This is a genomic window from Halorussus marinus (assembly GCF_004765795.1).
In the GTDB taxonomy this organism is placed as follows: Archaea; Halobacteriota; Halobacteria; order Halobacteriales; family Haladaptataceae; genus Halorussus; species Halorussus marinus.
Window position 1 is genome coordinate 38,668 of record NZ_SBIV01000009.1, and the last position, 26,589, is coordinate 65,256.

The following is a 26,589-nucleotide window of genomic DNA, read 5'->3' on the forward strand; positions in this document are numbered from 1 at the left end:
CCGCCGATTGGTCGGCGTCACGAAATTTGGCAGTCGGCGCGTCGACTTCGAGCCGGCGCTCTCGGGCGTTCGATCGGCCTTCGAGCACAAGTCGGCGTTCGCGAGTCGTTAAAAGACGCTCACGGACGGGGGCGACCTACTCGTCGGTCGCGTCGGTCTCCTCGTCCGAGCCGGGGCCGCCTGCGCGCTCGGCCCCGTCGGCCTCGGCGTCGCCGAGTATCCCGGCCACGTCGGCGTGGTCGTACAGCAGATCGCGCATGATCTCGACCGTCTCGGCGTCCCGAGTGCGCCCGCTCCGGACCACGTCCTCGGCGCGTTCGACGGTCGTCAGGGTGTCCGACTGGACCAGCAGGATGGGGACGCCCTTCTCCTCGGCCTTCCCGACCACGGCGCCCGGCGGCCGGAACCCGCCGGTCAGGATCAGACACTTCACGCCCGGCGCTTCGAGCGCGACCCGCTGGAGGTCGGGGCGGTCGCCGCCGGTGATGAGCGCGGCGTCTTTCGTCCGCCGGAGATGTCGGAGCGCCGAGTCGCCCGACATCGCGCCGACGAGGAATCGCTCGACGAAGGCGTCGGCCGGCGCGTCGGTCAGCCGCTCGGCCGACAGCTCCTCGGCGAGGGCCGCGACGGTGACCCCCGCCAGCTCCTGTTCGCGCGGGACCACCCCGAGCACGGGCACGTCCCGGCCTTCGAGGAACGGCACGACCTCGGTGTCGAGGTCGTCGAAGCTCGCGTCCGGGACCGCATTGAACAGGACGCCGAGCAGTCGGTCGCCGACGTCGTCGGCCGCCGCGAGCACGTCGTCGACGTCGCCGGCCTGTCCGTACTCCGAGAGCAACAGCACCTCGGCGTCGAGCAGGTCGGCGACCTCGGGGTCGGTCAGGCCGACGATGCCGCCCGTGGTGAGCTTCCCGCCGCCCTCGACGATCATGAGGTCTTTGTCCGCGGCGAGCGCCTCGAAGCTCTCCCGGACGCCCTCCCGGAGCTCGTCGGGGTCCTCGCGGCCGCGGATCGCCTGCTCGACGAACGTCGGCGAGTAGACGACCGGTTCGAGCTCGTGCATCTCGGCGTCCAGATCGAGCAGTTCCCGGGCCAGCATCGGGTCTTCGTCTAAGGTCTTGCCGACGTTGCTCTGGAGCCGGGTGCCCTTGGGTTTCATGTAGCCGACCGACTGGCCGCGCTCGGCCGCGAGCTTCGCGAGCGCGAGCGCGACCGCGGTCTTGCCTGTGCTGTCTTCTGTCGCGGTGACGAGTATGGTTTTCATAGCTCCTCCCTATCTACGGTGAGTCGCACGTCCACGGCGTCGACCCCGTCGGGGCCGGCGACGAGGGGGTTGACGTCCAGTTCGAGGATCGCGGGGAAGTCGGTCACGAGCTGCGAGAGCCGCTGGAGGCTCTCGACGATGGCTTCCCGGTCGGCGGGGTCGCGTCCGCGCGCGCCCCGGAGCAGGGGCGCCGACCGGATCCCGTCGACCATCTCGGTCGCCTCGCGCTCGCTGACGGGCGCGACCCGCGTCTCGGTGTCTTCGAGAATCTCGACGAAGATGCCGCCGAGCCCGAACAGCAACAGCGGGCCGAACTGCGGGTCGCGGTTCATCCCGATGATGGTCTCGGTGCCGGCGTCGAGGTCGACCATCTCCTGAACCTGAACGCCCAAGATCTCGGCGTCGGGCTGGTAGTTGCGCGCCCGGGTCACGAGGTCCTCGAAGGCGTCGTAGACGTCCTCGTTCGGGACACCGACCCGGACGCCCCCGATGTCGGACTTGTGGAGGATGTCCGGGCTGACGATCTTCATCACGACCTCGCCGTCGATGCCCTGAGCCGCCTCGACGGCGTCCTCGGGGGTCTCGGCGATGGTGCCGTCGGGCGTCGGGATGCCGTAGGCGTCGAGCAGGTCCATGGCCTCGACGCCGAGGCGGTTGTCGCCGCGCTCGTCGGCGCGCTCCAAGATCTCGCGGGCGCGCTCGCGGTCCACGTCGAACCGCTCGGGGGCCTCGTACTCGCGGTCCCGGACGTTCCGGTACCGGACCATCGCGTCGAGGCTCCCGACCGCCCGGGCCGGGTCGAAGTAGTTAGGGATGCCGCCCTCACGCAGGATCTCGCGGGCGGAGTCGGTGCGCTCGCCGCCCATCAGGACCGACGCGATCGGCTTGCCGTGCTCGGCCTGCAGGTCGGTGATCACCTCCGCGAGGTCGTCGAAGTCGATGACCGCGGTCGGGGCCGAGAGCACGACCGCCGACCCCACGTTGTCGTCGGCCAGCGCGAGGTCGAGCGCCTCGGCGAACCGGTCGACGTCGGCGTCGCCGATGGCGTCGATCGGGTTGTAGATGTTGGCCTCGTCGGGCATCGCACCCGAGAGCGCATCGAGGGTCTCCTCGGAGAACGAGGCGAGCGAGAGCGCCGAGTCGCCCACCGCGTCGGTGGTCATCACGCCCGGACCGCCCGCGTTTGTCACGATCGCCACGTCGTCGGAGTCTGGCAACGGCTGGCCCGACAGGATCTGGGCGAAGTCGAACAGCTCCTGGACGTTCTCGACCCGGAGGACGCCGGCCTGTTCGAGCCCGGCCTCGTAGGCCTGCTCGCTCCCCGCGAGCGTTCCGGTGTGCGAGGAGACCGCCTGTGCGCCGGCCTCGGTCCGGCCGGACTTGACCATCACGATCGGCGTGTCCTCGGTCGCCTCGCGGGCGGCGTCGATGAACTCCGCGCCGTTCTCGACGCCCTCCAGATAGCCGAGGATGACGTCGGTGTCCGGGTCCTCGGCCCACGCCTCGACGAAGTCGGTCTCGTCGAGCACCGCCTTGTTGCCGAGCGAGACCACGTCCTTGAAGCCGATGCCCTGATCGTTGGCCCAGTCGAGGACCGCGGTGATGAACGCGCCCGATTGGCTCATGAACGAAATCGAGCCCGACAGCGCGTTCTCGGGGCCGAACGTGGCGTTCAGCCCGACCGGCGTGCTCATCACGCCGAGGCTGTTGGGCCCGACCAGATTCAGGTCGTACTCCTCGGCGACCGCGGTGAGTTCTCGCTCGCGGCTGGCGCCCTCGCTTCCGGTCTCGCCGAAGCCGGCGGTGATGACGACCACGTTTCGAACCCCGGCCTCGCCACACTGCTCGACCGCCTCGACCGCGATCGACGGCGGCACGACGACGACAGCGAGGTTCAGTTCGCCCGGTACCGACTCGATATCGGGGTAACAGTCCAGTCCCAACACGTCGTCGTAGTTCGGATTCACCGGGACCGTCTCGCCCGCGAAGTCGGCGACGAGGTTGTCGACGATGGCGCGGCCGATGGACCCCTCGCTCTCGGTCGCGCCGACGACGGCGACCCGATCGGGGTCGAACAGTCCCGACAGCCCGCCGGTCGCCCGGCCGGCGTCCGAGGCCTGCGTCTCTTCGCTATCCAGACCACCCGTGTTCTCGTCCACGTTCGACGGTTCGCCGGAGTCGCGCTTAAAAGTGGCGTCACGTTACAGCGCCGCGGGAATCGACGCCGGCGGGGCGAGGCCCACCGGCGCGACCGAGCCCTCGTCGTCGCGTCGGTGATCGCGGACGTAATCGAGTCGTAACCGAACACAGGTCGACCCGGACTCGTGCTGGGCCGAGTCGTCGGGGCCGCGGGCCGACCGGTCGGCGAGCAGTCGGCGTCGCGGTCGCCGGTAACGCGAATTATTCACTCGGGACGAAATCAAGAATTCGGACGGTTCGACGGCGTGAAGCTGGTAAATGGTGCATAATTATACGTCCGCATCTGCTGGGTTCACTCGATGTCAGAATCCGGGAAGACAGCCAAACCACTGTCGACGGCGCTCCCCGACCCCGAGGACGCGGACAACGTCGAGTACGACCCGTCGCTCGACCGACTCAGAGCACTCTCGTCGCACCTCGAAACCGAGACGGCCTTTGGCTCGCCGTCGTACGTCAGCGACGAGCGCTCGCGCAACGCCGACCGGACGAAAAACGCGGTCGACGACGACTTCGGCGCCGGCGACTACGCACACGTCGAGGCCGCCGTCGAGTACGCCCGCTCGAACGAGATGGTGTGTCTCGACCGCCGGATGGGCCGCCACCCAGACCACTCGTACGTCTGCCGGCTCTACGTCCCGGCCGAGTACGGCCGGATCGCGCTGGCGTGGGCGAAGCTGTTCGAACCCGTCGAGGGCAACCCCGAGCCGGACTTCCGGACGGTGCAGGTGCCCGACGCCGACGAGACCGCGATCCGAATCCTGCCCGAGGAGGGGCTGACCGCGGTCCGCGGGAGCGACTACACCGGCGAGGCCAAAAAGTCGTTCCTCCGGCTGTTCATGTTCTACGCGAAGAAGAAGGGCGGGCTCGGGCTCCACGCCGGGAGCAAGCGCGTCACCCTCGAACGCGACGGCGACCTCGAGGAGGTCGGCCAGCTGTTCCTCGGGTTGTCGGCCACCGGGAAGTCGACGCTGACCGCACACGGCCTCTGGCTCGACGCCCCCGAGTCCGCGACCATGCTTCAGGACGACGTCTGTGCGCTGTTGCCCGACGGCACCGTCGCGGGCAGCGAGGGCAACGGGCTGTACGTCAAGACCATCGGCCTCGACGCCGACGAACAGCCCGCGATGTACGAGGCGGTGACCCACGAGTCGGCGGTGCTGGAGAACGTCGACGTGGCAGACGACGGGACCGTCGACTTCGACAGCGATCGGCACACCGCGAACGGCCGGGCGGTCATCGAGCGCGACCACCTCGCGTCGGCGGGCGAGGACGTCGATCTCGACTCGGTCGATCAGATCTTCTTCATCACGCGCAACCCGACGATGCCGCCGGTCGCGAAGCTCTCGCCCGAACGGGCCGCCGCGGCGTTCATGCTCGGGGAGTCCATCCAGACCAGCGCGGGCGACCCCTCGAAGGCCGGCGAGTCGATCCGCGTAGTCGGCACCAACCCCTTCATCGTCGGGTCGAAGGGCGAGGAGGGCAACCGCTTTCGGGAACTGGTGGCGGATCTCGACGTCGACTGCTTCGTGCTCAACACCGGCCACCTCGGCGCGAAGTCGAAAGACATCGGCGTCGCCGAGTCGGTGACGCTCCTCCGGGAGATCGCGCGGGGCACCGTCGAGTGGGAGTTCGACGACACCCTCGGGCTGACGATCCCCAGCGAGGTGCCCGGAATGGACGTCTCGGCGTTCTACGTCCCCGACCACGTCGAGGAGTTCGACCGCGAGCAAGAGCGGATGCGGACCGAGCGCCGGACCCACCTCGACACCTTCGCGGACCTCGCCGACGAGATCCGGGACGCGGTGTACTAGCCCGCGATCACTCCGCGTTTCGCGAGCAGGTGTCGATCCCGAACAGTGCGTTCACGCCGCAGAACTGCGTGGCGGCGTTGAACAGCAGTCCGCCGCCCGCGAGCGCCGCGACGACCGCGAGGGGACCGCGACCGGTGACCGACGCGACGACCGCGAGTCCGGCCAGCGCCGCGCCGGCGACGCCGCGGGCGAGGCGGTCTGTGCCGCCGACGTTTTTCCGTAGTGGCATAGACGCTACTGAGGACCGAACGCAGTTAACGGTACTCCCGGCGGAAGTGGCCCCGAAGTAATATGTGTGCAAAGAGTCAAGAATCGGCCATGTCCGAGAACGACGCCGAGTGGGTCGGCTTACTGACCACCGGGCTGGCCGTGTTCGTCGTCGCCCACCTGTTGCTCGCGGATACGATCTGGTACCTGCAGTACGGATCGTACGCGGTCGCGTTCGCACTGCTGTTGGCCGCCATGGTTCGATCCGACGCGGCCGAGACGGCGTGAGCGCAGTGACTCCGCGCTCGGACTTCAGCCGACGTTACGCCGCGCGGTCGTGGGCCCGTCGGACCGCCCGCTCTAAGGCCTCCCGATCCGGGGAAAATCGGAGATGCGAGTCACAGTCACAGTCCGACGCCCCGAGGCCCGCGATCGGCTCGGCGTCGAGCGCGCCGCTGACCGCACACTCGACGTCGGCGTCCGCGGTCCTGACGGCCTCGACGATCCGGCTCGCGGGGTGGCCCAGCAGGTAATCGACGTGCCAGTGGCGGGCGTCGCGCTCCCCGCGGGCGAGTTCGCGGTGGCGCTCGACCCGCGCGAACCCGCCCGGACCGAACGCGCTCCCGGTGTAGGCGTACCAGCCCGCCGGGAGGTCCCGGGCGCCCGCGGCGCCGAACTCGACGGTGGCCGACTCGCGGAGTTCCACCACGAGCGTGTAAGTGCCTTTCATACTCAGAGGTGCGAGAGGACGAGCGCCCCGCCGACCGCGAGCATCGTCAGGCCGTTCAGCGCGACCGACTGCTTGTGGTACTGGGCGAACGCGTCCTCGCCGGCCCGGTCCATCTTCGGCACGAGCACCCACCGGGCGTACGCGGCGTTGGCCGCGCCGATCCCGGCGAGCGCGAGCACGCCCAGCCGGTTCGAGTCGAACTCCCCAGACAGCCCGGCGGCGACCGCCCCGAGGCCCGCGATGGCGCCGAGCGCGACGCCGAAGACGTAGTACTTGGGGAAGATGGCGTTGACCACCCGCCCGGCGTCGTCGCCGAGCACGTCGAAGACGGTGGGCGCGCCCACGAACGAGAAAAACAGCATGCTCCCGAGCCAGACGCCGAGCGCGGCGTCGACGACGACCGCGAGCGCGGTTTGTGCGAGGCTCATGCCCGGCGGTTGGGAGCCCGCCCAAATCAACCGTTTGGAACCGGCCGAGCTACTCGGCCACGTCCGCGACCGTGCCGCCCGAGAGGTCGACGAGCGTCTCGGGGTCGATCGGGAACACCGCCTCGGGCGTGCCGGCGGCGGCCCACACCGTCTCGAAGGTGGTCAGCGTCTCGTCGACGTACACCGGCACGTCGGCGTCGTGGCAGAACGGCGGCACCCCGCCGATCGACCACCCGAGGACCGACTTGATCTCGGCGGCGTCGGCCATCCCGACCGCCTCGGGGGCGACGCCCCTGTGCTCGGCGACCTTCGCCTCGCTGACCCGGTTGGCGCCGCTGGTGACGACGACGACGAGCGAGTCGTCGGCCCGCATCGCGATACTGCTGGCGATCTGGGCCACGTCGCAACCGATCGCCTCGGCGGCGTCGGCGGCGGTCTTGGTCCCCTCGGGGAACTCTTCCACGTCGGGGTCGAAGCCGTACTCCCTGCTCGCGCGCTCGGTGAACTCGCTCGCTCGCTGGTGCATGGCACAGAGTAGCGAGCCCCGGGTTCAAATAGGTCGGGCGAAACGGCAAACCGCGCGGCTCGGTCGACCGACTCCTCCCGGCTCACTCCGGGGGCGCGTCCCAGTCGTCGCCCCGATCGACCGGGTCGTACCCGAGGACCTCGCGAGCGTGATCGAGGTCGACCCACCGGCGGTCCGGGTCGTTGTCGCTGACGCCGTAGAAGACGTCGAACTCCACGCGCTCGTCGGCGAGACAGCACTCGACCATGTGGGCGAAGTCCCGGCGGGACTGCCAGGTCCCCTTCAGCCGGGCGACCATCCGGTCGTACTCCGCGCTGTCGCGCTCCCACCGGCCGTCCTCGACGCCGCGCTCGGCGTCGCCGTAGGGGTGGTCGTACTCGGGGTCCCGGATGCTACAGATCCGGAGAGCGTACACCCGGAGGTCGCGGTTCTCGGCGTAGAATCGCGCGAAGTCCTCGCCGGCGGCCTTCGAGGCGCCGTACGGCGAGTCGGGGCGGACCGGGTCGGCGTGGTCGACGCTCAGTTCGAAGTCCCGCGAGTAGATCTCGGGCGCGTTGTCGACCTCGTACATCCCGACGGCGTGGATCGAGGAGGCGAACACGAAGCGTTCGACGCCGGCGTCGGCGGCGGCTTCGAGCGCGTTCTGGGTGCCGACGACGTTGTTCTCTAACACGTCGGGCCACGTCCCGTCGGTGCTGGGGTAGGCCGCGAGGTGGACCACGGCGTCCTGACCGTCGAAGGCCGGACGGATCGCGTCGTAGTCGCTCACGTCCGCGACGACCGTCTCGCGGTCGGGGTGGTCCTCGCGGTCGAGCAGCGTGAACTCGTGGTCGTCGCCGAGGGAGTCGGTGACGGCGGTGCCGACGGTGCCGTGCGCGCCGGTGAGCAAGACGTCCATACAATCTGCGGGAGCGACACGCCCTTAGTTCGGTCGGGGAAAACCTGCCCCAATCCAAAGGGAAAACTGTTTGAAATCGCTGGCCGCACTCCGAGGCATGCAAGTCCGTATCAGCGACGGGGCGACCGACGACGAGGCCGCCGCCATCGCGGCGGCGCTCGCCCGCCACGTCCGCGACGAGGTGGAAGTGTACGTCGGGGACGCAGACGCCCCCGCGGTCGTCCGCGACCGGCCGACCGCCGGATCGACCGAGCGCCCGACGGCCGGCGTCGAAGCCGACCACGCCGACGGCCTCGGCCCCACCGACCGCGAGGAGCGCCTGTGGGACGAGATCGAGGACATCGAACTGGGCGGCCCCGAGAAGTACAAAGCGCGCCTCGACGAGCAGGGCAAGCTGTTCGTCCGGGATCGGCTCGACCTCTGGTTCGGCGAGGACGGACTGCTGTTCGAGGACGGGAAGTTCGCGAACTTCGACGCGTGGCACCCCGACAGCCCCGAAGTCGAGGCCGACAACGACGACCGACTCCCGGGCGACGGCCTGCTGACCGGCGCCGCCGAGTTCGAGGGCCGACAGCTCCACTTCATGGCCAACGACTTCACGGTCAAGGCGGGGTCGATGGCCCAGAAGGGCGTCGAGAAGTTCCTCCGGATGCAACAGCGCGCGCTGAAGTCGGGCAAGCCCGTCCTCTATCTGATGGACTCCTCGGGCGGCCGCATCGACCAGCAGACCGGCTTTTTCGCCAACCGCGAGGGCATCGGGAAGTACTACTACAACCACTCGATGCTCTCCGGGCGGGTGCCCCAGATCTGCGTGCTCTACGGGCCCTGCATCGCGGGCGCGGCCTACACGCCGGTGTTCGCGGACTTCACGATCATGGTCCGGGACATGTCGGCGATGGCGATCGCCTCCCCCCGGATGGTCCAGATGGTCACCGGCGAAGACATCGAACTCGAGGAGCTGGGCGGCCCGGACGTCCACGCCCGCCAGTCGGGAAGCGCCGACCTCGTGGCCGACGACGAGGAGCACGCCCGCCAGCTCGTCGCCGACCTCGTCTCCTATCTCCCCGACAGCGCCGACGAGAAGCCGCCCCAAACCGAAGGGACGCCCCCGTCGAAGGCCCCCGAGGGAATCGACTCGATCGTGCCCCAAGAGCCCAACAAGGGCTACGACATGACCGACGTGATCGACCGGGTGATCGACGCGGGGTCGTACTTCGAACTCAAGCCCGAGTACGGCAAGGAGATCATCACCGCGTTCGCCCGGATCGACGGCCGGCCGGTCGGCATCGTCGCGAACCAGCCCGCCCAGCGGGCCGGCGCAATCTTCCCGGACGCCGCCGAGAAGGCCGCGGAGTTCATCTGGACCTGCGACGCCTACGATATTCCGCTCCTGTACCTCTGTGACACCCCCGGCTTCATGGCGGGCTCGCAGGTCGAGAAAGACGCCATCCTCGAGAAGGGCAAGAAGTTCATCTACGCCACCTCCTCGGCGACCGTCCCCAAGCAGACCGTCGTCGTCCGGAAGGCCTACGGCGCGGGCATCTACGCGATGGGCGGCCCCGCCTACGACCCCGAGAGCGTCCTCGGACTCCCGTCGGGTGAGATCGCGATCATGGGGCCCGAAGCCGCCATCAACGCGGTCTACGCCCGGAAGCTCGCCGAGATCGACGACGAGGACGAGCGCGCCCGCAAAGAGCAAGAGCTCCGCGAGGAGTACCGCGAGGACATCGACGTCCACCGGATGGCGAGTGAGGTCGTCATCGACGAGATCGTCCCGCCGAGCACCCTGCGGACCGAACTCGTCAACCGGTTCGACTTCTACGAGGGCATCGAGAAGGACCTGCCCGACAAGAAGCACGGCACGATCCTGTAATCGGGGTCACTCGCCCCTCAGGGCGTCGGCCAACACCGCCAGCGCCAGCCCCAGCAGTCCCACGTCGCGGGCGATCACGTCGCCGAAGCGCCCGGACGTCGCCCACACGACCGCGAGGTAGCCGATCGTGGCGGTCAGCGACGCGGCGGCCACCGACGCCGCGACGCCGGTGTACCGGTCGGCGACCAGTAGCAGGGCGAACCCGATTTCGAGCCACCCGTTGACGAGCATGAACGCGACGGGCGAGACGACCAACAGCGGTGCGAGCCAGTCGACGACGTACACCGCCCACGCCCCGGGGTTCAGTAGCTTGTGGACACCCGCCGCGAGCAACATCCCGCCGAGCCCCCACCGCGCGAGCGTCGGGGACGGCGGGAGCGCCCGGGCCGCTCGGTCGGCCACCGATTCGAGCACCGACGAACCGTCGCTGGTCGACATGCGGCCGGCTACGGACCCGGCCGCCGAAAGTCCCGCGGTCGAGCGACGCCACCCCCCGGCGCGGGCTCGGAGCCCTCGAACGAGGCGCGTAACGCCGAGTTGTCCGCCGAAACCGACGCTACAGGGGGCGTCGCCCGGATCGGGGCGGCGAGCGCGACGGTCGGTTCGGCCGGGTTAATCCGGCGTGTCACCGACTAAGGAGCCTCATAACAATCCGGGAGCCCGTCCTCTTTGCGTCCGTGAGGCGGAGCGCTCGCGCCCGCACCTGATATCTATGGGCTCTGACGGACGCTACTGGCCGACGGCGACTCGGACGTACCACCGCGCGACCGACCCCTTCTCGAGGGCGAGCCGCGCCGAGCGAGCGCTCTGGGCGCTCGTGGCGGTCGGGCTCGTCGGCGATCTCGCCACGACCTACTACGGCCTCCAGCTCGGGCTGGTCGAGTCGAACCCGGTCGCCCGGGCCGCGATCGAGCGGTTCGGGTTCGCGGCGATGGGCGGGCTCAAACTGTTCGCGCTGGGCGTCGGGGTGGGCTGTCGCCGCCTGCTTCCCGACAGCCACGGCGCGCTGGTGCCGGCCGGGCTCGCGGTCCCGTGGCTGGCGGCCGCGGGTATCAACCTCTCGCTGTACGCGGCCGTGCTCTGAGAAGACTGAAGCCGCGCTACTGGTTTGTCTGCTTCAGCGACAGGACCGTCCGGTCGAACTCACAGACCAGCGTCTCCTCGTCGTCGTCTCGGTCCACCGTGAACGCCTCGACGTGCATCGTCACGACGCCCCGTTCGCCGTCGGAGGTCTCGCGCTTGTCGGTCACGGTCGACTGCGCCCGGATGGTGTCGCCGTGGAAGACCGGGTTGGGGTGTTCGACCCCGTCGTACGAGAGGTTCGCGACGATCGTCCCGTCGGTGGTCTCGGGGATCGAGAGCCCGACCGCGAGACTCATGGTGTAGAGCCCGTTGACGAGCCGGTCGCCGAACTCCGTGTCGGCGGCGAAGTCGGCGTCGAGGTGGAGGGGCTGTTGGTTCATCGTCATATCGCAGAACCGCTGGTTGTCGCTCTCGCTCACCGTCCGGCGTTTCTCGTGTTCGATGGTCTCGCCGACCTCGAACTCCTCGTAGTACAGTCCCGTCACGACCGGGGGGTCGGCGCGCTCGGTCAAAAACCCCGCCGGTTCGACGCCGGTGGCGCGCTCGCTTCCCGAGTATGGAGCGCCTACGACGGCGGTAATCGGCCCATAACAAAGGGTACGTCGGCGGTAACTCGGGATGCAGTCCGGTAACCGAGACAATCCATGTCCGAAGACCGACGCCAGTTCGTGTGGGCGCGACCCGGAGGGGAACGTGAGCGCGCCGACTCGCCCGCCGGCCGGAACGCGGTGCCGAGGACACCGCAGGGCGACCAGCCCCCGGTCGGCGACAGCTCGGACGCACGCGGGGACCGACCCCCGCGTGTGCGTCCGGCGACGGGCGGCGCGACCGGGCGCGAAGCGGCGCGCCCGCCGAACGCGGCGTCGAGGGGCCCGACTGGCCGCCGATCGGACGATCCCCGAGTGCGGTTTCGATTCCGGGCCCGCGGCCCGGTCGAGGTCGCATCCGCCGCGGGGGACCGAAGCGTGTACCTCGGTTGCGCGGACGGCTACGCGCGTGCGCTTGCCCCGGACGGCTCGGTCCGTTGGACCGTCCGGCTTGGCGGACGCGTCTCCGCGCCGTCGGTCGCCGACGGACTCGTCTACGCGGCGGCCGCCGACGGGACGGTGGTCGCGCTCGATCCGGCGACCGGGGAGCGCCGGTGGACGTTCGCGACCGGCCGGGAACTGCGGGCCGGGCCGGTCGTCGCCGACGGGACGGTGTACGTCGCGGGCGACGGCGGTCGGGTAACGGCCCTCCACGCCGAAGACGGGACGCGGGCCGGGAGCTTCCGGAACGCGGCCCGAGCCATCTGTGCGCTCGCGGTCGACGGCGACCGCCTCTTTCTCGCGGGTCTCGACGGCGGCGCGTACGCCCACGACCGAACCGACGGTCGGGAACGCTGGCGGGTCGCGCCCGACGCGGCGGTCCACGGCGCCCCGACCGTCGAGGGCGAGACGGCCTACGTCGGCACCGTCGACGGCGGTCGAATCCGCGCCGTCTCCGCCGTCACGGGCCGAGAGCGGTGGCGATTCGACGCCGGCGCCGGCGTCTGGGCGTCACCCGCGGTCGTCGGCGACGCCGTCGTCGCGGGGAGCGCCGACGGCGCCGTCTACGCGCTCGACGCTCCAGACGGCGCCGAGCGATGGCGCATCGAGACCGGCGCCCGGATCTGGGCGTCGGCGGTCGTCGCGGACGGCACCGCGATCGTCGGCAACGAAGCGGGAGTCGTCTACGCGATCGACATCGAGACCGGCTCCGTCGAGTGGCGCCATCGGCCCGGGGAGGCCGTGGTCGCGCCGGCCGCCGTCGCGGACGCGACGGTGTACGTCGCCGACCGCGGCGGGGCCGTCAGTGCGCTTTCGAAGGACGTACGTTGAAGGCCGGCCCGATCCGTTTTTTCGATATGGCTCGCAGAACGCTCCTGTTCACGCCGGGCGACCGCCCGGAGATGCTCCGCAAAGCGCCGAGCGCCGGCGCCGACGTGATCGTGTTCGACCTCGAAGACGCCGTCGCGCCGGGCCGGAAAGACGAGGCCCGCGAGGCGATACACGCGGTGCTGGCCGACCCCGAGTTCGCCCCCGACTGTGAGGTCTGCGTTCGGCTCAATCCGACCGGCATCGCGGCCGACGACGACCTCAGCGGCGTGCTCGGCGAGGGCGCGGGCGAGACGCTCGACTCGGTGATGTTGCCCAAGACCGAGTCGCCCGACGACGCCGAGACGCTCGTCCGACTCCTCGACGAGCGCGACGCCGACGTTCCGATTCTGGCGCTGGTCGAGACCGCCGCCGGCGTGCTGGCGGCCCGGGAGATCGCGGCGGTGTCTGCGGTAGACGCCCTCGCGTTCGGCGCCGAGGACCTGTCGGCCGACGTGGGCGCGACCCGAACGACCGAGGGAACGGAAGTGCTCTACGCCCGCGAGCACGTCGTCCTCGCGGCGAGCGCGGCCGGCGTCGACGCCATCGACACGATTCATACGGACATCGAGGACACCGATGGACTCGCCGAGGCGACCGAGTTCGCGATTCAGTTGGGGTACGACGGCAAGATGACGATCCACCCCGCGCAGGTACCGGTCGTCAACGAGGCGTTCACGCCCGACCCCGATCGGATCGAGTGGGCCGAGCGCGTCCTGTCGGCCAAGCGCGAGGCCGACGCCGACGACAGGGGCGTCTTCCGGGTCGACGGCGAGATGGTCGACGCGCCGCTGGTCGCACAAGCTAAGCGGGTGCTCGCGTACGCCCGCGCCGCCGACGAGGCCTGAAACGCAGTCGATCGCCGGTCTCAGGGCCAGAGCCCGCGGACGCTCTTCGCCTCGGCGATCCGGTCGAGCGCGACGATGTAGGCGGCGTCGCGCCAGCTCACGTCGCGGGCTTCGACCTCGGCTCGAACGTCGTTCCACGCCGAGAGCATGTGGTCTTCGAGCTCCTCGTTGACGCGTTCGAGCGACCACTGGCGACGGTTGATGTCCTGGAGCCACTCGAAGTACGACACCGTGACTCCGCCGGCGTTCGCGAGGATGTCGGGCACCACGTCGATGCCCCGCTCTTCGAGGATCGAGTCGGCGGCGAAGGTGGTCGGACCGTTGGCGCCCTCAACGACCACGTCAGCATCGACGTCGCCGGCGTTGTCGGCGGTGATGACGTTCCCGATCGCGGCCGGGATCAGCACGTCCACGTCGAGTTCGAGGATCTTCTCGTTCGAGAGCTTCTCGGGGGCGTCGTGAGTCATGACCGCTTCGGGCTGTTCCTCGTGGGAGGGGACCGCGTGGGTGTCGAGGCCGTCGGGGTCGTAGATCGCCCCATTGACGTCGCTGACCGCGACGACGTTCGCGCCCCAGTCGTCGAGCGCTCGGGCCGCGTTGGCTCCCACGCTCCCGAACCCCTGGACCGCCACCGTCGTCTCTTCGAGGTCCTGATCGTAGTAGTCGACGACCTCGCGGGCGATGATAGCGACGCTCCGACCGGGAGCCTCCTCGCGGCCGTAGCTCCCGCCGATCACGGGCGGCTTGCCCGTGACCACGCCGGGGATCGTCTCGCCTTCCTGCATCGAGTAGGCGTCCATGAACCACGCCATCGTCTGGGCGTCGGTGCCCATGTCCGGCGCCGGGATGTCGCGTTTCGGGCCGATCGCGTCGCGGATCTCCTCGGCGAACCGGCGGGTGAGTCGCTCTTTTTCCTCGGTGCTCAGTTCCTTGGGGTTCACGACGATCCCGCCCTTGCCGCCGCCGAACGGCAGGTCCATCACCGCACACTTCCAGGTCATCCACATCGACAGCCCCACGCACTCTTTCTCGCTCACATGGGGGTGGAAGCGAAGCCCGCCCTTGTACGGGCCCCGGACGTCGTCGTGCTGGGCGCGGTAGCCCGTGTACACGTCGACGCTCCCGTCGTCGCGCTTGAGCGGCACCGCGACCCGGTGGACCTTCGTCGGGTGTTTGAGTCGCTCGATCACGCCGGGATCGACGTCGAGGTGGGCCGCGGCGTGCTCGAGTTGGCGGCGCGCGGTTTCGAGCGCGGACTCGGGCGCTTCGGTCTCCTCGTCGGTCCCGTGCTGTTCCGTGGATTCGGTTTTGCCTGAAGACATGGTGTGTAGTCGCGTCGTCCGCCGACTCGCTGGGCTCGCCGCCCGGTCGGAGCGGCGAGCGTGTCGGTCCGGCGCGAGTCGCGCTGGCGGCGCGTCGTGGGGCAAAGGTTTCCGTAGCCGTATAAAATATTAATGCTATAGTTACGACTTAGGGCCTTATACACACACGTATGACGGATGCAGAATCGTAATCGTATTAACCGAAACGCCCGCTCGCGACCGTCTATGGCGCCGAGGCGGCCACTGGTTTCGGAAACGGTATCAGTCCCCGTCGTGACGGAGTAGGTGACGCCAGACAGTACCACCCATGTCCGAGCAAGCAAACCCCTTCGAGAGCCTACAAGAACAGATCGACGACGCCGCCGCGTACGTCGACGCCGACGACGACGTGCTGGCGCGTCTGAAACACCCTGAACGCGTCCTCGAAACCAACCTCTCGGTCGAGATGGACGACGGTTCGGTCGAGGTGTTCAAGGCGTTCCGATCCCAGTTCAACGGCGACCGCGGCCCGTACAAGGGCGGCATCCGATACCACCCGGGCGTCTCGCGCGACGAAGTGAAGGCGCTCTCCGGGTGGATGGTCTACAAGTGCGCCATCGTCGACATCCCCTACGGCGGCGGCAAGGGCGGCATCGTCATCGACCCCAGCGAGTACAGCGAGGCCGAACTCGAACGGATCACCCGGTCGTTCGCGACGGAACTGCGGCCCCTGATCGGTGAGGACCGCGACATCCCCGCGCCCGACGTCAACACCGGCCAGCGCGAGATGAACTGGATCAAAGACACCTACGAGACGCTGGAAAACACCACCGAGCCCGGCGTCATCACCGGCAAGGCCCTCGACAGCGGCGGGAGCGAAGGCCGGGTCGAGGCCACCGGTCGGTCGACGATGCTGACCGCCCGCGAGGCGTTCGACTACCTCGACAAGGAGATCGAGGGCGCGAGCGTCGCGGTGCAGGGCTACGGGAACGCCGGCTGGATCGCCGCGAAGCTCATCGACGACCTCGGTGCGAACGTCGTCGCGGTCAGCGACTCCAGCGGCGCCGTCTACGACGAGGCGGGCTTCGATCCCCGCGACGTCAAAGACCACAAGAACGAGACCGGTAGCGTCACCGGCTACCCCGGTGCCGACGAGGAGTTCACGAACGAGGAACTGCTCACGCTCGACGTCGACCTGCTGGTCCCCGCCGCGCTGGAGAACGCCATCGACGGCGACCTCGCGGCCGACGTCGCGGCCGACGTGGTGGTCGAGGCCGCCAACGGGCCGCTCACGCCCGAGGCCGACGACGTGCTCGCCGACACCGACACCTACGTCTTCCCCGACATCCTCGCGAACGCCGGCGGGGTCACGGTGTCGTACTTCGAGTGGGTCCAGAACCGCCAGCGGTTCTACTGGACCGAAGCGCGCGTCAACGAGGAACTCGAACGGGTCATCACTGACGCCTTCGACGAACTGGTCGCCACCTACGACGAGACCGACGCTCCGACGATGCGAACCGCCGCGTACGCCGTCGCCATCGATCGCGTGCTCGGCGCGTACGAAGAGGGCGGCAACTGGCCCTGAAGCGGGGCTCTTTTGCACCCGTGCTCTTAATAGGTAGAGGCGGCCGAGATCATGTAGGCGTCGGAGTCCCGTCGTGTTCTTCTCGATAGTCCGGACCGTCATCACCGCGGCGGATCGAACAGGACGACGTGAAAGTGAGGATGAGGATCTGGCCTCGATTTACCAAAATGTCTGTTCTGTGTTATCGTTTGGATGGCGCCGTCCCCGTGAACGCCGAAACGTGACGGATGGCGGGTCGGGGCTCGGGGCTCACAGCCCGAGTTCGCGACCGATGACTAAGTGCTGGATCTCGCTGGTCCCCTCGCCGATCTCCATGAGCTTCGCATCCCGGAGGAACCGCTGGGGTGCAAAGTCCTCGGTGTAGCCGTAGCCTCCGAGCACCTGGACGGCGTCTTCGGCCACCTCGCGGGCGGCCTCGCTGGCGTCGAGCTTCGCGAGGGCGCTCTCGTGGCTCACGCGCTCGCCCTGATCGTACGTCCAAGCGGCCTTGCGGGTCAGCAGGCGGGCCCGCTCTACCTTCCGGTCCATCGAGACCACCTTGTTTCGGATCGCGTCGAACTCCGAGATCGGGTGGCCGAACTGCTCGCGCTCGGTACTGTAGGCCTTGGCGGCCTCGAACGCCCCCTGAGCGAGCCCGGTCGAGAGCGCGGCGATCGAGATGCGACCGCCGTCGAGGGTCTTTTTGGTCTGGTCCCAGCCCTCGCCCATCTCGCCGAGAAGCCGGTCCTCGGAGAGGCGCACGTCGTCGAGCCGGATCTCGCAGGTCGGCGAGGCGTTTAACCCCATCTTGTCCCAGACGGTGGTGACCTCGAAGCCGTCGTCTTCCTCGGGGTCGACGATGAACGTCGAGATGCCGTCGTAGCCGGCCTCCGAATCGGTGACCGCCTTCACGAGCACCGAGCCGGCGACGTTGGCGTTGGTGATGAACTGCTTGGTGCCGTTGAGCACCCACTCGTCGCCGTCCCGTTCGGCGGTGGTGTCCATGTCGCTGGCGTCCGACCCCGAGCCGGGTTCGGTCAGCGCCCACGCGCCCAGATGCTCGCCCTCCGCGAGCGGCCGGAGCCACCGCTCTTTCTGGGCGTCGGTGCCGAACAGCTCGATCGGCTTGGTCGCAAGCGAGACGTGGGCGGCGTACGAGAGCCCGACGGAGCCCGAGACCCGGCCGAGCTCCTCGGCGACCAGCGAGTACATGAGCTGGTCGCCCCCGAGCCCGCCGTACTCCTCGGAGACCGGCACGCCCATCACGTCGAGGTCCGCGAGCTGATCGAAGATCTCGGCGGGAAAGCGGTGTTCGTCTTCGATCTCCTGTGCGATGGGTTCGATCTCCGCCTCGCAGAACTCCCGGACGGTGTCCCGGATCATCCGATGCTCGTCGGGAAGGCTGAAGTCCATGGGCAAAAATTGCGCGAGCGACGTATTAAAAACAGCGAAGGGTCGGGCGCCGGCGGGCCGCGACTCTGATCTCTCGGAGCGTGGGGCTCGAACGCCCGGAGTCCGAAACGTTTTGCGAGTCGCCGGAGACGACACGCCATGGCGAGCGCGCTGGAGACGGTTCGAACCGCGATCGAGTGGCTGGCGGCCTCGGCGGTCGCCGACCTGCTGGCGGCGACGCTGATCGTGATCCTCGGGTGGTACCTCGGCCGGCTCGCGGTCCGGGTCGTCGGCCGGTCGGTCGCCCGGCGGTTCCAGCGACCGAGCCTGACCAAGACGGTGTTAGGCGCGATTCGGGGGGTCGTGATGATCGGGGCGGTGATCGCGGCCGCGCGCGTCCTGAACTTCCGGGGGACCGAGATCCTGCTGTCGGTGACCGTGTTCTCGGCGGTGCTTGGCCTCGTGCTCGCGCCGATCGTCGGGAGCGTCATCAACGGCCTGTTCATCCTCGCCGACCAGCCCTACGAGATCGGCGACATGATCGAGCTGGTCGACCGGGGCAAACAGGGGTACGTCGAGGACATCACGATCCGGTACACCAAGATCTTCACGTTGGAGAACACGTTCCTCGTGATTCCGAACGCGAACATGCGCGAGCGCGACGTCATCAACTACTCCGCGGAGGACACCCGGTCGCGGCTCTCGCTCACCCTGCTGGTGACCTACGAGAGCGACGTCGAGGCGGCCCGCGCCATCATGGAGCGGGCGGCCCGCGAGACGACCGAGGTCGTCGAGGGCGGACCGGACATCCGCGTGGGGAGCGCGCGCTACCCGTCGGCGCCGGTCACCTACATCAAAGAGTTCGCCGACCACGGGGTGTTGCTCGACCTGCGCTACTGGGTCAAAGAGCCCTACTACATGGGTCGAGTCGAGTCGAAGCTCAACGAACGCATCTGGGACGAACTCGAGGGCGCGGACGTCGAGATCGCCTACCCCCACAGCCACCTCGTGTTCGACGAGACCAGCGGCACCGCTCGGGTCGAGATCGACCGCGACGGGCCACACCGATCGGCTCGGGGGGAGTCCGACGCCTCGGACTGAGGCCGCCGGGAACCCGGCGTCAGGACTCGACGGTGAGGACCTCGGCGTCGAGTTGCTCGCGCAGAAACCGCTCGATGTCGGGGTTGGCGGTCAGCGCCCGGAACATCCGTCGCCACCGCCCGACCTGCTTGTGGCCGATGACGACCACGTCCGCCCGCTCGGCCGCGACCTCTTCGAGGATCGTCTCCTCGACGAGGAACCCCTCTCGGACCACGTAGCGCGTCCGCGAGAGGCCCTCGAACGCCGATTCGACCGCGCGCTTTAACTGCCCGCGGGTCACGTCCCGACCCCTGTGGTAGAGGTTGACGTGGAGGACGGTGAGCGTGGCGTCGCGCTGGTCGGCCACGCGGATCGCCTCCGCGAGGGTCCGTCTGGAGTGGCGAGTCAGCGGGTACCGGACGGGGACGACGACGCGAGTCATGTCGGCTCTCACGCCGCCAAAGCCCTTCTATCGCTCGGCTCCGGGCGTCCGGCCGGCCGCCCCGGCGGTCTCGACGATCCGGCCGTCGACGGTCGGGTCCACGCCCGTCTCCCGGGCGTACTCGACGAGCACCTCGTACTGGATCCCGTGGCGCTCGACCCGGAGGTCCTCGCCCAGCGAGGGGAACTCGTCGTCGGTGTGGAGCACGTAGTCCGAGAGCGCGACCGAGTAGGTCCGGTCGGGATCGAGGGGGTCGCCGTCGACCCGGACGGACTCGACGGTGCAGGCGGTCGGGTCCCACGCGATCTGGGCGCCGCTGATCTGGGCGTGCCACCAGTCCGGTTCGGCGAAGTCGAGGTCCGGGCCCGCGGCCCACTCGAACGCCGACCGGAGCGCCGATCCCGGCACCTCGGCGACGACGACCCGCTCCTCGAAGGGGATGACGCTCACCAGATCGGCCGCGGTCACCTCGCCCGCGATCGCGTCGCCGGTCCGGACCCCGCCGGCGTTCTGGAGGCCGACCGCGGCGCCGGTCGCCCACCGGTAGGCGTCGGCGACGAAGTTGCCCAGTCGGTTCTCCCCCCCGAACAGCGTGGTCTCGGCGCGGTCGATGGGGTCGGCCACCTCGCCGACGGTCTCGTCGAGGCCGGCCTCGGCGAGGCGGGCGCGCATCGCCGACGCGACCGCCTCGTCGACCGGGGCGTCCGCGACCGGGTGGCGAGTCACCTCGCCGGTCGCCAGGTCGACTTCGAGGACGACCGACCCGCCGTCGCCGGGTCGGGTGAGCAGCGTGCCGTCGATCCGGTCGCGGCGCTCTGTCGGGACGTGACCGCCGAGGATGGCGTCGGCGTCGACCGCCCGCGCAAGGTCTTCGTCGCCCCGGCCGAGGTGCGAGAGCACCACCGCGTAGTCGGCGTCGAGGCCCGCGAGCGCCTCGCGAGCGCCCGCGATCGGGTCGCGGAACTCCAGATCGGTCGCGAAGGGGTTGAGCGAGGCGGTCCGCGGGGTGGTGACGCCGACGAACCCCACCGTCGCGGCGCCGGCGTCCAGCGTCGTCGCGGGCGCGACGCCGACGTCGGCGCCGAACTGTCCGCCGTCGCCCGTCCGCACGTTCGCGCTCACCCACGTCTGGGGCGAGTCGGCGATCAGTTCGGCAAGCGCCGCCCGGCCGTGGTCGAACTCGTGGTTGCCGAACGTCTCGACGTCCGGGTCGACCGCCTCGTAGAAGTCAAGCGCCTGCGCGCCCTCCTCGACGAGCGCGAGCACGCCCGGGGAGGTGTTGTCGCCCGATCCGACGATCAGGGTGTCCTCGTCGGCGCGCTCTCGGAGCAGTCCGGCGAGCCGACCGGCCCGTTCGGGGGAGTCGTAGACGTTCTCGACGTCGGAGTAGTGGAGGAGGCGGGGCGCCATTACCGATCCGTTGTCAGGGTCGCGGTATGACTCCTTCGAGACGGTCCCGGAGTCAGTACGCCTAAGCCCCTCGACCGACTACGCGGGTGTGATGAACGCGACCACGACCGGCGACGGCGAGACGGTGTACGTCGCCCGCGAGGAAGACGAGCGCGGCTCGAAGGGGCCGTTTTTCGTCGTCTACCGCGGCGAGGACCGCGAGCGCCGGTACGGCTACTTCTGTGGCAACTGCGAGCGGATCGACAACGCGATGGACGCGATGGGTCGCATCGAGTGTAACGTCTGTGGCAACATCCGCAAGCCGACCGAGTGGGACGCCGCCCACGAGTAGCCCGGCCACTCGACTTTTACTCGGCGTCGCCGAACGACCACTATGTCAGAGGTACGCGAGGGCGTCGTCGAGGAACTCGACGAGCACAGCGAGACGATGACGCTTCGGGAGTTCGTCCAGACGGTCGAGCGACGTCACCCGAGCGATCGACGCGGGATCGACCCGGATCTGCTGGCGGCGTACGCCGAGGCGGTCTACTTCGACGTCGATCTCGGGGCGCTCGACGACCGGGTGACCGACAGCGAGTCGTGGTCCGAGGGCGAACGCTTCTACGAGGTCGGCGACGGACGGATCAGCGCGTACCCGCCCGACTGGCACGACGCGATGGACGGGATCGACGACATCCGCGACGTGGTCGAACTCATCCAGACCGAGGTCGCCGACGCCGAAGGCGACATGTGGGGTGCGGTCACCGAAGAGCGCGGCGTCCCCGAGTCGAAGGTGCTGGCGGTCGGCGAGACCGTCGCGAACATCGACAGAGAGGCCGCCCGCGAGCGAATCAAGGAACTGCGCCAGAACGGCGAGATCGAGGAGTTCGCGTCCCAACACCGGAATCCGACGATCCGTCTCTCGTAGCCCGGGCCGGTCGGTCGCAAGAAAGTTTATTACCCCGTCGGTCGTAGCCGAACGTGGATGCCCACTGTTAGCACACCACCCGTCGAGGAGGCGCGGTCCATCTTCAGCGAACTGGGCTACACCGTCTCCGGCGGCGAGGGGAGCGAGTTTCGGGCCGAGCGGAAGTGGCGTTCCGTCCGCGTGACCGCGCTGGCGGAGTCCGACGAGACGCCGGACGACGGCGACATGCGATGCTTCGTAACCTGGGACGACCACGCGCCCGAGCTCCGGCGGAAACTCCGACGGCTCGATCCGACCTACGAGTGGGCAGTGATCGGCGTCCGCGAGTCCGGCGACTACGAGGTGGCGCGCGCGCCCCCCAGCGCCGCACCCGCGGTCTGAAACGACGCCGTTTTCGGTTTATCGGTCGCCCAGCGCCGCGGCGGTCGCGGCCAGCCCCGACTCGACGTCGACGTCCGCGCCCTGAGCGTCGAGCGCGTCGCCGAGCGCGGCCATGAGGTACGACACGGTCTCGGCGCGGGCCGAGTAGCCCATACAGCCGATCCGGAAGATATCGCCGTCGAGGTCGCCCAGGCCGGTCGCGATTTCGAGGTCGTACTGGTCTAACAGATACCCCGTCACGTCGGTGTCGGTCACGCCGTCGGGGACCCGGACGGCGTTGAGGCTCGGGAGCCAGTAGTCGTCGGGGGCGTTCATCTCGAGCCCCATCGCCTCGACGCCGGACTTGAGCGCGCCCGCGACGTCGCGGTGGCGCGCCCACCGCTGTTCGATGCCCTCCTCGGCGACGAGCCGGAGCGCCTCGCGGAGCGCGTAGACGTTGGTGATCGGCGCGGTGTGGTGGTAGGCCCGGTCTTCGCCCCAGTACCCCTCCAGAAGCGAGAGATCGAGGTACCACGAGCGGGCCTCCTCCTCGCGGGAGAGCACCTTGTCCATCGCGCGGTCGTTGAGCGTCAGCGGGCTCGCGCCCGGCGGACACGACAGGCACTTCTGGGGGCCCGAGTAGGCCACGTCGATCCCCCAGTCGTCGACTTTCAGCTCGACGCCGCCCAGCGACGTGACCGAGTCGGCGATCACCAGGGCGTCGTGGTCGTGGGCCACGTCGGTCAGTTCGGGGACGTTCGGCTGGAGCACGCCCGTGCTGGTCTCGGCGTGGACGAACCCGAACACGTCCGGCTGGTGCTCGTCGAACGCCGCGGCCACGTCGGCGGGGTCGAGGGGCTCGCCCCACGGCGCGTCGACGTGGACGACGTCGCCGCCGGCGCGCTCTGCCATCGACGCCATCCGACCGCCGAAGTAGCCGTTGGTCGGCACCAGCATCGTGTCGCCGGGCTCGACTACGTTGGCGACGGCGGCCTCCATCGCGGCCGACCCGGTCCCCGAGACCGGGATCGTCCACTCGTTGTCGGTCCGGAACGTGTAGCGCAAAAGCTCCTGAACCTCGTCCATGATCTCGACGAACGACGGGTCGAGGTGGCCGACCAGCGGCGTGCTCATCGCCCGGAGCACGCGGGGATGCACTTCGCTGGGACCGGGACCCATCAGCGTCCTGTCCGGGGGTGTCAGCTCGCCAACGGCAGGTTTCTCTACCATGGGCCGTGATACCGCCCCCGGCGACTAAAAGACTTCCACCCGACCGCGGGGATTATTCGGCTGTTGTCGCGGGGCGTCGGTCGGGTAACGCGGGATTGATGGACAGCCACTCGACCTGTCGCCGAGAAACAATCTGTTTCCCGAGCGAACGGGCGCGAACGGTCACGCCCGTTTATTCGGGATACCGGTGTAGCCGAGAGCGCCCGGGGATGAACGGGGGCGTCCGCCGGGCGAGAGTTCCCAACGACACGACCGGACTGCGGGAGACGCGCGGCGCCGACCGACGACCCGGCGGACGCGGTCCGGCCCGTCCGGGACCGATCACATGGGGGAGGGGTCGGTCCCGACGCGGCGGGGCCGTCGTCACGGGGGACGGCGGGTCGCCGGTCGGCGCCGTTGCGCTCCGTACCGAGCCGTCGAGATCGAGGGGCCGAAGCGACCGGCGGCGGGCGAACCGTCGTCCGCCGGCCGGCGCATTTTCCGATTTCGGTGCGCGGGAGTCGAGCGTCGAGGCGCGCTGTTTTCAGACCGGTCGGGACCGAACGGGCGACAAGAGACTTATATCGCCCGAGCGCCAATCGACTACTCCATGATGGTCGGCCACGCGATGGTGGCGTTCGCGCTCGCCACCGCCGTCGCGGCGCGGCGGTGGCCCGCCGAGCGAGCGCTGGCGTTCGGCGTCGTGGCCGGCGGGTTCGCCGCGGTCCCCGACGTCGACATGGCGTACGCGATGTTCGGGCTCGCGCAGGCGGGCCTGGGCGGCGTCTGGGAGATGACGTCCGCGTTCTGGGGGAGTTCGACGCTAGTCCACCGCGCGGTCACCCACTCGCTGGTCGTCGGCGCGGTCGGTGCGGTCGGGTTCGGACTCGCCGCCTGCGAGAGGTGGCCGGCCCGGCTCCTCGCGGTCGGGTTCGCGAGCGCCCTCGTCGCGGTCGCGTTCGCGACCGGGGGCGGACTCGCGGGCGCGATCATGACGCTGTTCGTACTCTCGGGGCTCGCACTCGCGGTCGTCGCGGCCGGAACCACCGATCTCGGGCCGCGTGCGGTGGTCGTCGCCGCGCTCGTCGGGCTGTTGAGCCACCCCTTCGGCGACGTGTTCACCGGAACCCCGCCCGCGTTCCTCTATCCGTTCGAGCCGAGCCTGCTCGACGCCCGGGTGGTGTTGCACGCCGACCCGACGCTGAATCTGGTGGGCGTGTTCGGGATCGAACTCGCCACCATCTGGGCGGCGGGCTACGTCTACCTCCGGGCGACCGACCGCCGGCTGTTCGCCCACGTCGACGCCCGCGCGGCGGTCGGGATCGCGTACGCCATCGCGGCGGTGGTGTTGCCCGCGCCCTCGGTCGACGGCTCCTATCAGTTCGTGTTCTCGATTCTGGCGCTCGGTTTCGTAGGCGTCGCGCCCCAACTGCTCCCGTCGCGGTCGATCCTGACCGCCGAGTGGCACGAGACGGTAACGTGGGCGCTGACGGGGCTGGGCGCGGTCAGCGTCGCGACGCTGGCGTACACGCTGACCTACCTCGCGTCGACGGGGTCGGCGTATTTCTTGTAGAACCCCGAGACCCTCACATTTCTTGTAGCGGGAGTGAGAACCCCGGCGTATGGCACGCCGCGCGCCGACGCTAGAGAGCGTGGTCGAAGACGAGCGAGTGAACGCGGGGCTCGCGTGGCTACTCGTCGCGTTCATCCTTCTCGTGGTCGTCGAGAGCGCTCTCGACGGCGACTTCCTCTGGGCGGGGTTCGCGGCGTTCGTCGCGGGGGTGGCGATCGCCCCGGCCGCGATCTACCGCGATCCCAACGCGATGCTCCCGTGGGAGGTGCTCGTGCTCGCCGCGCTCCCTCTGCTCGGCCGGGCGCTCGCGACGATGGTGCTCACCTCGCGGGTCGCAACCTACTTTTCGGTCGCGGCGCTCGCGCTCATCGTGGCGGTCGAACTCCACGCGTTCACGCCGGTGAAGATGACCCACTGGTTCGCGGTGCTGTTCGTGGTCGTCGCCACGATCGCGACCGCGGGCGTGTGGGCGGTCGTCCAGTGGCTCTCTGACATCTATCTCGGCACCGCGTTCATCCAGAGCGAGCACCGACTCATGTGGGACTTCGTGGCGGCGACCGCGACCGGCGCGGCCGCGGGGGTCGTCTTCGAGTGGTACTTCCGACGGTTCGTCCGGATGGACCCGCGGCTCCCCGACGAGGTGAGCCGGCGATGAAGCTCCGAGACCGGCTCAGAATCTCCAAGCGCCGCCAAGAACAGCTGACCCGCGCGATGGAGCTGATACTGCTTGGCATCTTTTTCATCGGGCTCGACCGGGGCCACGTCGGCATCATGGTCAACTCCACCATCGCGCTCGCGGTCACCTTTCTCCCGGCGGTGCTCGAACGCGACTACGACATCCCGATGGACGCCGGGCTCACCCTCTGGATCACGAGCGCGGTGTTCCTCCACGTCGTCGGCACCCTCGGGCCGTACCAGAGCCGGATGACGGTCATGGGGCTGGGATGGGACAGCGTGACTCACGCCCTCTCGTCGTCGCTCGTGGCCGCGATCGGCTACACGACCGCCCGCGCCATCGACCGCCACACCGACGACGTCTACCTCCCGCCGAAGTTCATGTTCGTGTTCATCCTCATGTTCGTGATGGCGTTCGGCGTGGTCTGGGAGGTCATCGAGTTCGGCATCGCCGGCGTGGCCTCGATGACCGGGAGCACCTCGGTGCTCACCCAGTACGGACTCGAAGACACGATGCGTGACCTGCTGTTCGATGCGGTCGGCGGCCTCCTCGTGGCGGTGTGGGGCACCGCGTACCTCACCGACGTCGTCGGTGCCGTCGAGGAGCGCCTCGACAACCGCGGGCGACAGGCCGACTGAGCCCGCGACCGCCGGGTGGCTTTATGACAGTCTGGGACGAACGTCTACTCGCTATGGTGTTCAAGAAGATCACGCTCATCGGTACGAGTCCCGAGAGCTTCGACGAGGCCGCAGACGACGCCATCGACCGCGCGGAAGACACCCTCCAGAACATCAAGTGGGTCGAGGTCGACGAACTCGGCGTCGAACTCGGGAGCGTCGACGACCGAGAGTATCAGGCCGAGGTAACGGTCGCGTTCGAACTCGAAGCGTAGCACTCCCGGAAATATTCCCGG

At 69.2% G+C, this 26,589-nt stretch carries 29 protein-coding genes; 15 read left to right on the top strand and 14 right to left on the bottom strand.

The window, feature by feature from the left end:
* Positions 1–136: 136 nt before the first annotated feature.
* Positions 137–1,264, bottom strand: coding sequence for a phosphotransacetylase family protein (locus EPY72_RS16250; protein WP_135807104.1), 1,128 nt, complete (start codon positions 1,262–1,264; stop codon positions 137–139).
* Positions 1,261–3,402, bottom strand: coding sequence for an acetate--CoA ligase alpha subunit (gene acs, locus EPY72_RS16255; protein ID WP_134672222.1), 2,142 nt, complete (start codon positions 3,400–3,402; stop codon positions 1,261–1,263). The genes EPY72_RS16250 and acs overlap by 4 nt, the downstream gene beginning before the upstream one ends.
* A gap of 360 nt (positions 3,403–3,762) precedes the next feature.
* On the opposite strand from acs, the gene EPY72_RS16260 reads away from it, so the two are divergent.
* Positions 3,763–5,274 carry a phosphoenolpyruvate carboxykinase (ATP) gene (locus EPY72_RS16260; RefSeq protein WP_135807105.1) on the top strand — a complete coding sequence of 504 codons (1,512 nt, stop codon included), beginning with the start codon at positions 3,763–3,765 and terminating at the stop codon, positions 5,272–5,274.
* A 7-nt stretch (positions 5,275–5,281) separates the two neighbouring features.
* Here EPY72_RS16260 and EPY72_RS16265 read toward each other — a convergent pair whose 3' ends face one another.
* The gene (locus tag EPY72_RS16265) at positions 5,282–5,503 is read right to left on the bottom strand and encodes a YgaP family membrane protein (RefSeq protein ID WP_135807106.1); all 222 of its coding nucleotides are present in this window, start codon (positions 5,501–5,503) and stop codon (positions 5,282–5,284) included.
* Positions 5,504–5,592: 89 nt separating this feature from the next.
* On the opposite strand from EPY72_RS16265, the gene EPY72_RS19560 reads away from it, so the two are divergent.
* On the top strand, positions 5,593–5,769 hold the full coding sequence (locus EPY72_RS19560) for a hypothetical protein (protein ID WP_167599498.1): 177 nt from the start codon (positions 5,593–5,595) through the stop codon (positions 5,767–5,769).
* Positions 5,770–5,803: 34 nt separating this feature from the next.
* Here the strand turns inward: EPY72_RS19560 and EPY72_RS16270 are convergent, their stop codons facing one another.
* The 4 genes from EPY72_RS16270 to EPY72_RS16285 all read right to left on the bottom strand — a co-directional run bounded on the left by EPY72_RS16270 (position 5,804) and on the right by EPY72_RS16285 (position 8,063).
* Entirely contained in the window at positions 5,804–6,211 is a 408-nt protein-coding gene (locus EPY72_RS16270) for a GIY-YIG nuclease family protein (RefSeq protein WP_135807107.1), read from the bottom strand.
* A gap of 2 nt (positions 6,212–6,213) precedes the next feature.
* Complete coding sequence (locus EPY72_RS16275) at positions 6,214–6,639, bottom strand: DUF4149 domain-containing protein (protein ID WP_135807108.1); 426 nt, start codon at positions 6,637–6,639, stop codon at positions 6,214–6,216.
* 49 nt (positions 6,640–6,688) lie between these two features.
* Complete coding sequence (locus tag EPY72_RS16280; RefSeq protein WP_134672171.1) at positions 6,689–7,165, bottom strand: YbaK/EbsC family protein; 477 nt, start codon at positions 7,163–7,165, stop codon at positions 6,689–6,691.
* An 82-nt stretch (positions 7,166–7,247) separates the two neighbouring features.
* Positions 7,248–8,063, bottom strand: coding sequence for an NAD-dependent epimerase/dehydratase family protein (locus EPY72_RS16285; RefSeq protein ID WP_135807109.1), 816 nt, complete (start codon positions 8,061–8,063; stop codon positions 7,248–7,250).
* Positions 8,064–8,160: 97 nt separating this feature from the next.
* Between EPY72_RS16285 and EPY72_RS16290 the strand changes: the two genes are divergently transcribed.
* Entirely contained in the window at positions 8,161–9,936 is a 1,776-nt protein-coding gene (locus EPY72_RS16290) for an acyl-CoA carboxylase subunit beta (protein WP_134672169.1), read from the top strand.
* A gap of 6 nt (positions 9,937–9,942) precedes the next feature.
* On the opposite strand, the gene EPY72_RS16295 is transcribed toward EPY72_RS16290, so the two are convergent.
* On the bottom strand, positions 9,943–10,374 hold the full coding sequence (locus EPY72_RS16295; protein ID WP_135807110.1) for a DoxX family membrane protein: 432 nt from the start codon (positions 10,372–10,374) through the stop codon (positions 9,943–9,945).
* A gap of 274 nt (positions 10,375–10,648) precedes the next feature.
* Here EPY72_RS16295 and EPY72_RS16300 point away from each other — a divergent pair, with 274 nt between their 5' ends.
* A complete protein-coding gene (locus EPY72_RS16300; RefSeq protein WP_134672167.1) occupies positions 10,649–11,020 on the top strand; it encodes a DUF5658 family protein in 372 nt (123 codons plus the stop codon).
* Between the two features lie 16 nt (positions 11,021–11,036).
* Here EPY72_RS16300 and EPY72_RS16305 read toward each other — a convergent pair whose 3' ends face one another.
* Positions 11,037–11,504, bottom strand: coding sequence for a MaoC family dehydratase (locus EPY72_RS16305; protein WP_135807111.1), 468 nt, complete (start codon positions 11,502–11,504; stop codon positions 11,037–11,039).
* A gap of 480 nt (positions 11,505–11,984) precedes the next feature.
* Here EPY72_RS16305 and EPY72_RS16310 point away from each other — a divergent pair, with 480 nt between their 5' ends.
* Complete coding sequence (locus EPY72_RS16310) at positions 11,985–12,878, top strand: outer membrane protein assembly factor BamB family protein (protein WP_168216059.1); 894 nt, start codon at positions 11,985–11,987, stop codon at positions 12,876–12,878.
* Between the two features lie 26 nt (positions 12,879–12,904).
* A complete protein-coding gene (locus tag EPY72_RS16315) occupies positions 12,905–13,762 on the top strand; it encodes an HpcH/HpaI aldolase/citrate lyase family protein (protein ID WP_134672163.1) in 858 nt (285 codons plus the stop codon).
* Between the two features lie 20 nt (positions 13,763–13,782).
* Here EPY72_RS16315 and gdhB read toward each other — a convergent pair whose 3' ends face one another.
* Complete coding sequence (gene gdhB / locus EPY72_RS16320) at positions 13,783–15,084, bottom strand: glutamate dehydrogenase GdhB (protein ID WP_134672162.1); 1,302 nt, start codon at positions 15,082–15,084, stop codon at positions 13,783–13,785.
* A gap of 307 nt (positions 15,085–15,391) precedes the next feature.
* Here gdhB and EPY72_RS16325 point away from each other — a divergent pair, with 307 nt between their 5' ends.
* The gene (locus EPY72_RS16325; protein ID WP_135807113.1) at positions 15,392–16,648 is read left to right on the top strand and encodes a Glu/Leu/Phe/Val family dehydrogenase; all 1,257 of its coding nucleotides are present in this window, start codon (positions 15,392–15,394) and stop codon (positions 16,646–16,648) included.
* Between the two features lie 249 nt (positions 16,649–16,897).
* Here EPY72_RS16325 and EPY72_RS16330 read toward each other — a convergent pair whose 3' ends face one another.
* Positions 16,898–18,040 carry an acyl-CoA dehydrogenase family protein gene (locus EPY72_RS16330; protein ID WP_135807114.1) on the bottom strand — a complete coding sequence of 381 codons (1,143 nt, stop codon included), beginning with the start codon at positions 18,038–18,040 and terminating at the stop codon, positions 16,898–16,900.
* 138 nt (positions 18,041–18,178) lie between these two features.
* Here EPY72_RS16330 and EPY72_RS16335 point away from each other — a divergent pair, with 138 nt between their 5' ends.
* Positions 18,179–19,120 carry a mechanosensitive ion channel family protein gene (locus EPY72_RS16335; protein WP_135807115.1) on the top strand — a complete coding sequence of 314 codons (942 nt, stop codon included), beginning with the start codon at positions 18,179–18,181 and terminating at the stop codon, positions 19,118–19,120.
* Positions 19,121–19,139: 19 nt separating this feature from the next.
* Here EPY72_RS16335 and EPY72_RS16340 read toward each other — a convergent pair whose 3' ends face one another.
* A complete protein-coding gene (locus tag EPY72_RS16340) occupies positions 19,140–19,541 on the bottom strand; it encodes a universal stress protein (protein ID WP_135807116.1) in 402 nt (133 codons plus the stop codon).
* A gap of 27 nt (positions 19,542–19,568) precedes the next feature.
* Positions 19,569–20,951: a bifunctional metallophosphatase/5'-nucleotidase gene (locus EPY72_RS16345; protein WP_135807117.1), complete on the bottom strand. Its 1,383-nt coding sequence runs from the start codon at positions 20,949–20,951 to the stop codon at positions 19,569–19,571.
* A 91-nt stretch (positions 20,952–21,042) separates the two neighbouring features.
* Between EPY72_RS16345 and EPY72_RS16350 the strand changes: the two genes are divergently transcribed.
* The 3 genes from EPY72_RS16350 to EPY72_RS16360 are packed head-to-tail and all read left to right on the top strand — an operon-like array spanning position 21,043 to position 22,239.
* Positions 21,043–21,282 carry a DUF5816 domain-containing protein gene (locus tag EPY72_RS16350; RefSeq protein WP_134672155.1) on the top strand — a complete coding sequence of 80 codons (240 nt, stop codon included), beginning with the start codon at positions 21,043–21,045 and terminating at the stop codon, positions 21,280–21,282.
* Positions 21,283–21,324: 42 nt separating this feature from the next.
* Positions 21,325–21,858 (top strand): hypothetical protein, encoded by a 534-nt coding sequence (locus EPY72_RS16355; protein WP_134672154.1) that lies wholly within the window; start codon positions 21,325–21,327, stop codon positions 21,856–21,858.
* Positions 21,859–21,915: 57 nt separating this feature from the next.
* On the top strand, positions 21,916–22,239 hold the full coding sequence (locus EPY72_RS16360; protein ID WP_134672153.1) for a DUF7116 family protein: 324 nt from the start codon (positions 21,916–21,918) through the stop codon (positions 22,237–22,239).
* Positions 22,240–22,257: 18 nt separating this feature from the next.
* Here the strand turns inward: EPY72_RS16360 and EPY72_RS16365 are convergent, their stop codons facing one another.
* Positions 22,258–23,448 (bottom strand): pyridoxal-phosphate-dependent aminotransferase family protein, encoded by a 1,191-nt coding sequence (locus EPY72_RS16365; protein WP_210423558.1) that lies wholly within the window; start codon positions 23,446–23,448, stop codon positions 22,258–22,260.
* A gap of 589 nt (positions 23,449–24,037) precedes the next feature.
* On the opposite strand from EPY72_RS16365, the gene EPY72_RS16370 reads away from it, so the two are divergent.
* From EPY72_RS16370 to EPY72_RS16385, 4 genes are read left to right on the top strand one after another with little or no spacing between them, the layout of a single operon-like run.
* Entirely contained in the window at positions 24,038–25,000 is a 963-nt protein-coding gene (locus EPY72_RS16370; RefSeq protein ID WP_134672152.1) for a metal-dependent hydrolase, read from the top strand.
* A gap of 49 nt (positions 25,001–25,049) precedes the next feature.
* Positions 25,050–25,655: a hypothetical protein gene (locus tag EPY72_RS16375; RefSeq protein ID WP_134672151.1), complete on the top strand. Its 606-nt coding sequence runs from the start codon at positions 25,050–25,052 to the stop codon at positions 25,653–25,655.
* Positions 25,652–26,314 (top strand): DUF2238 domain-containing protein, encoded by a 663-nt coding sequence (locus EPY72_RS16380; protein ID WP_134672150.1) that lies wholly within the window; start codon positions 25,652–25,654, stop codon positions 26,312–26,314. The genes EPY72_RS16375 and EPY72_RS16380 overlap by 4 nt, the downstream gene beginning before the upstream one ends.
* 53 nt (positions 26,315–26,367) lie before the next feature.
* Complete coding sequence (locus EPY72_RS16385; RefSeq protein WP_134672149.1) at positions 26,368–26,568, top strand: dodecin; 201 nt, start codon at positions 26,368–26,370, stop codon at positions 26,566–26,568.
* Positions 26,569–26,589: the final 21 nt, after the last annotated feature.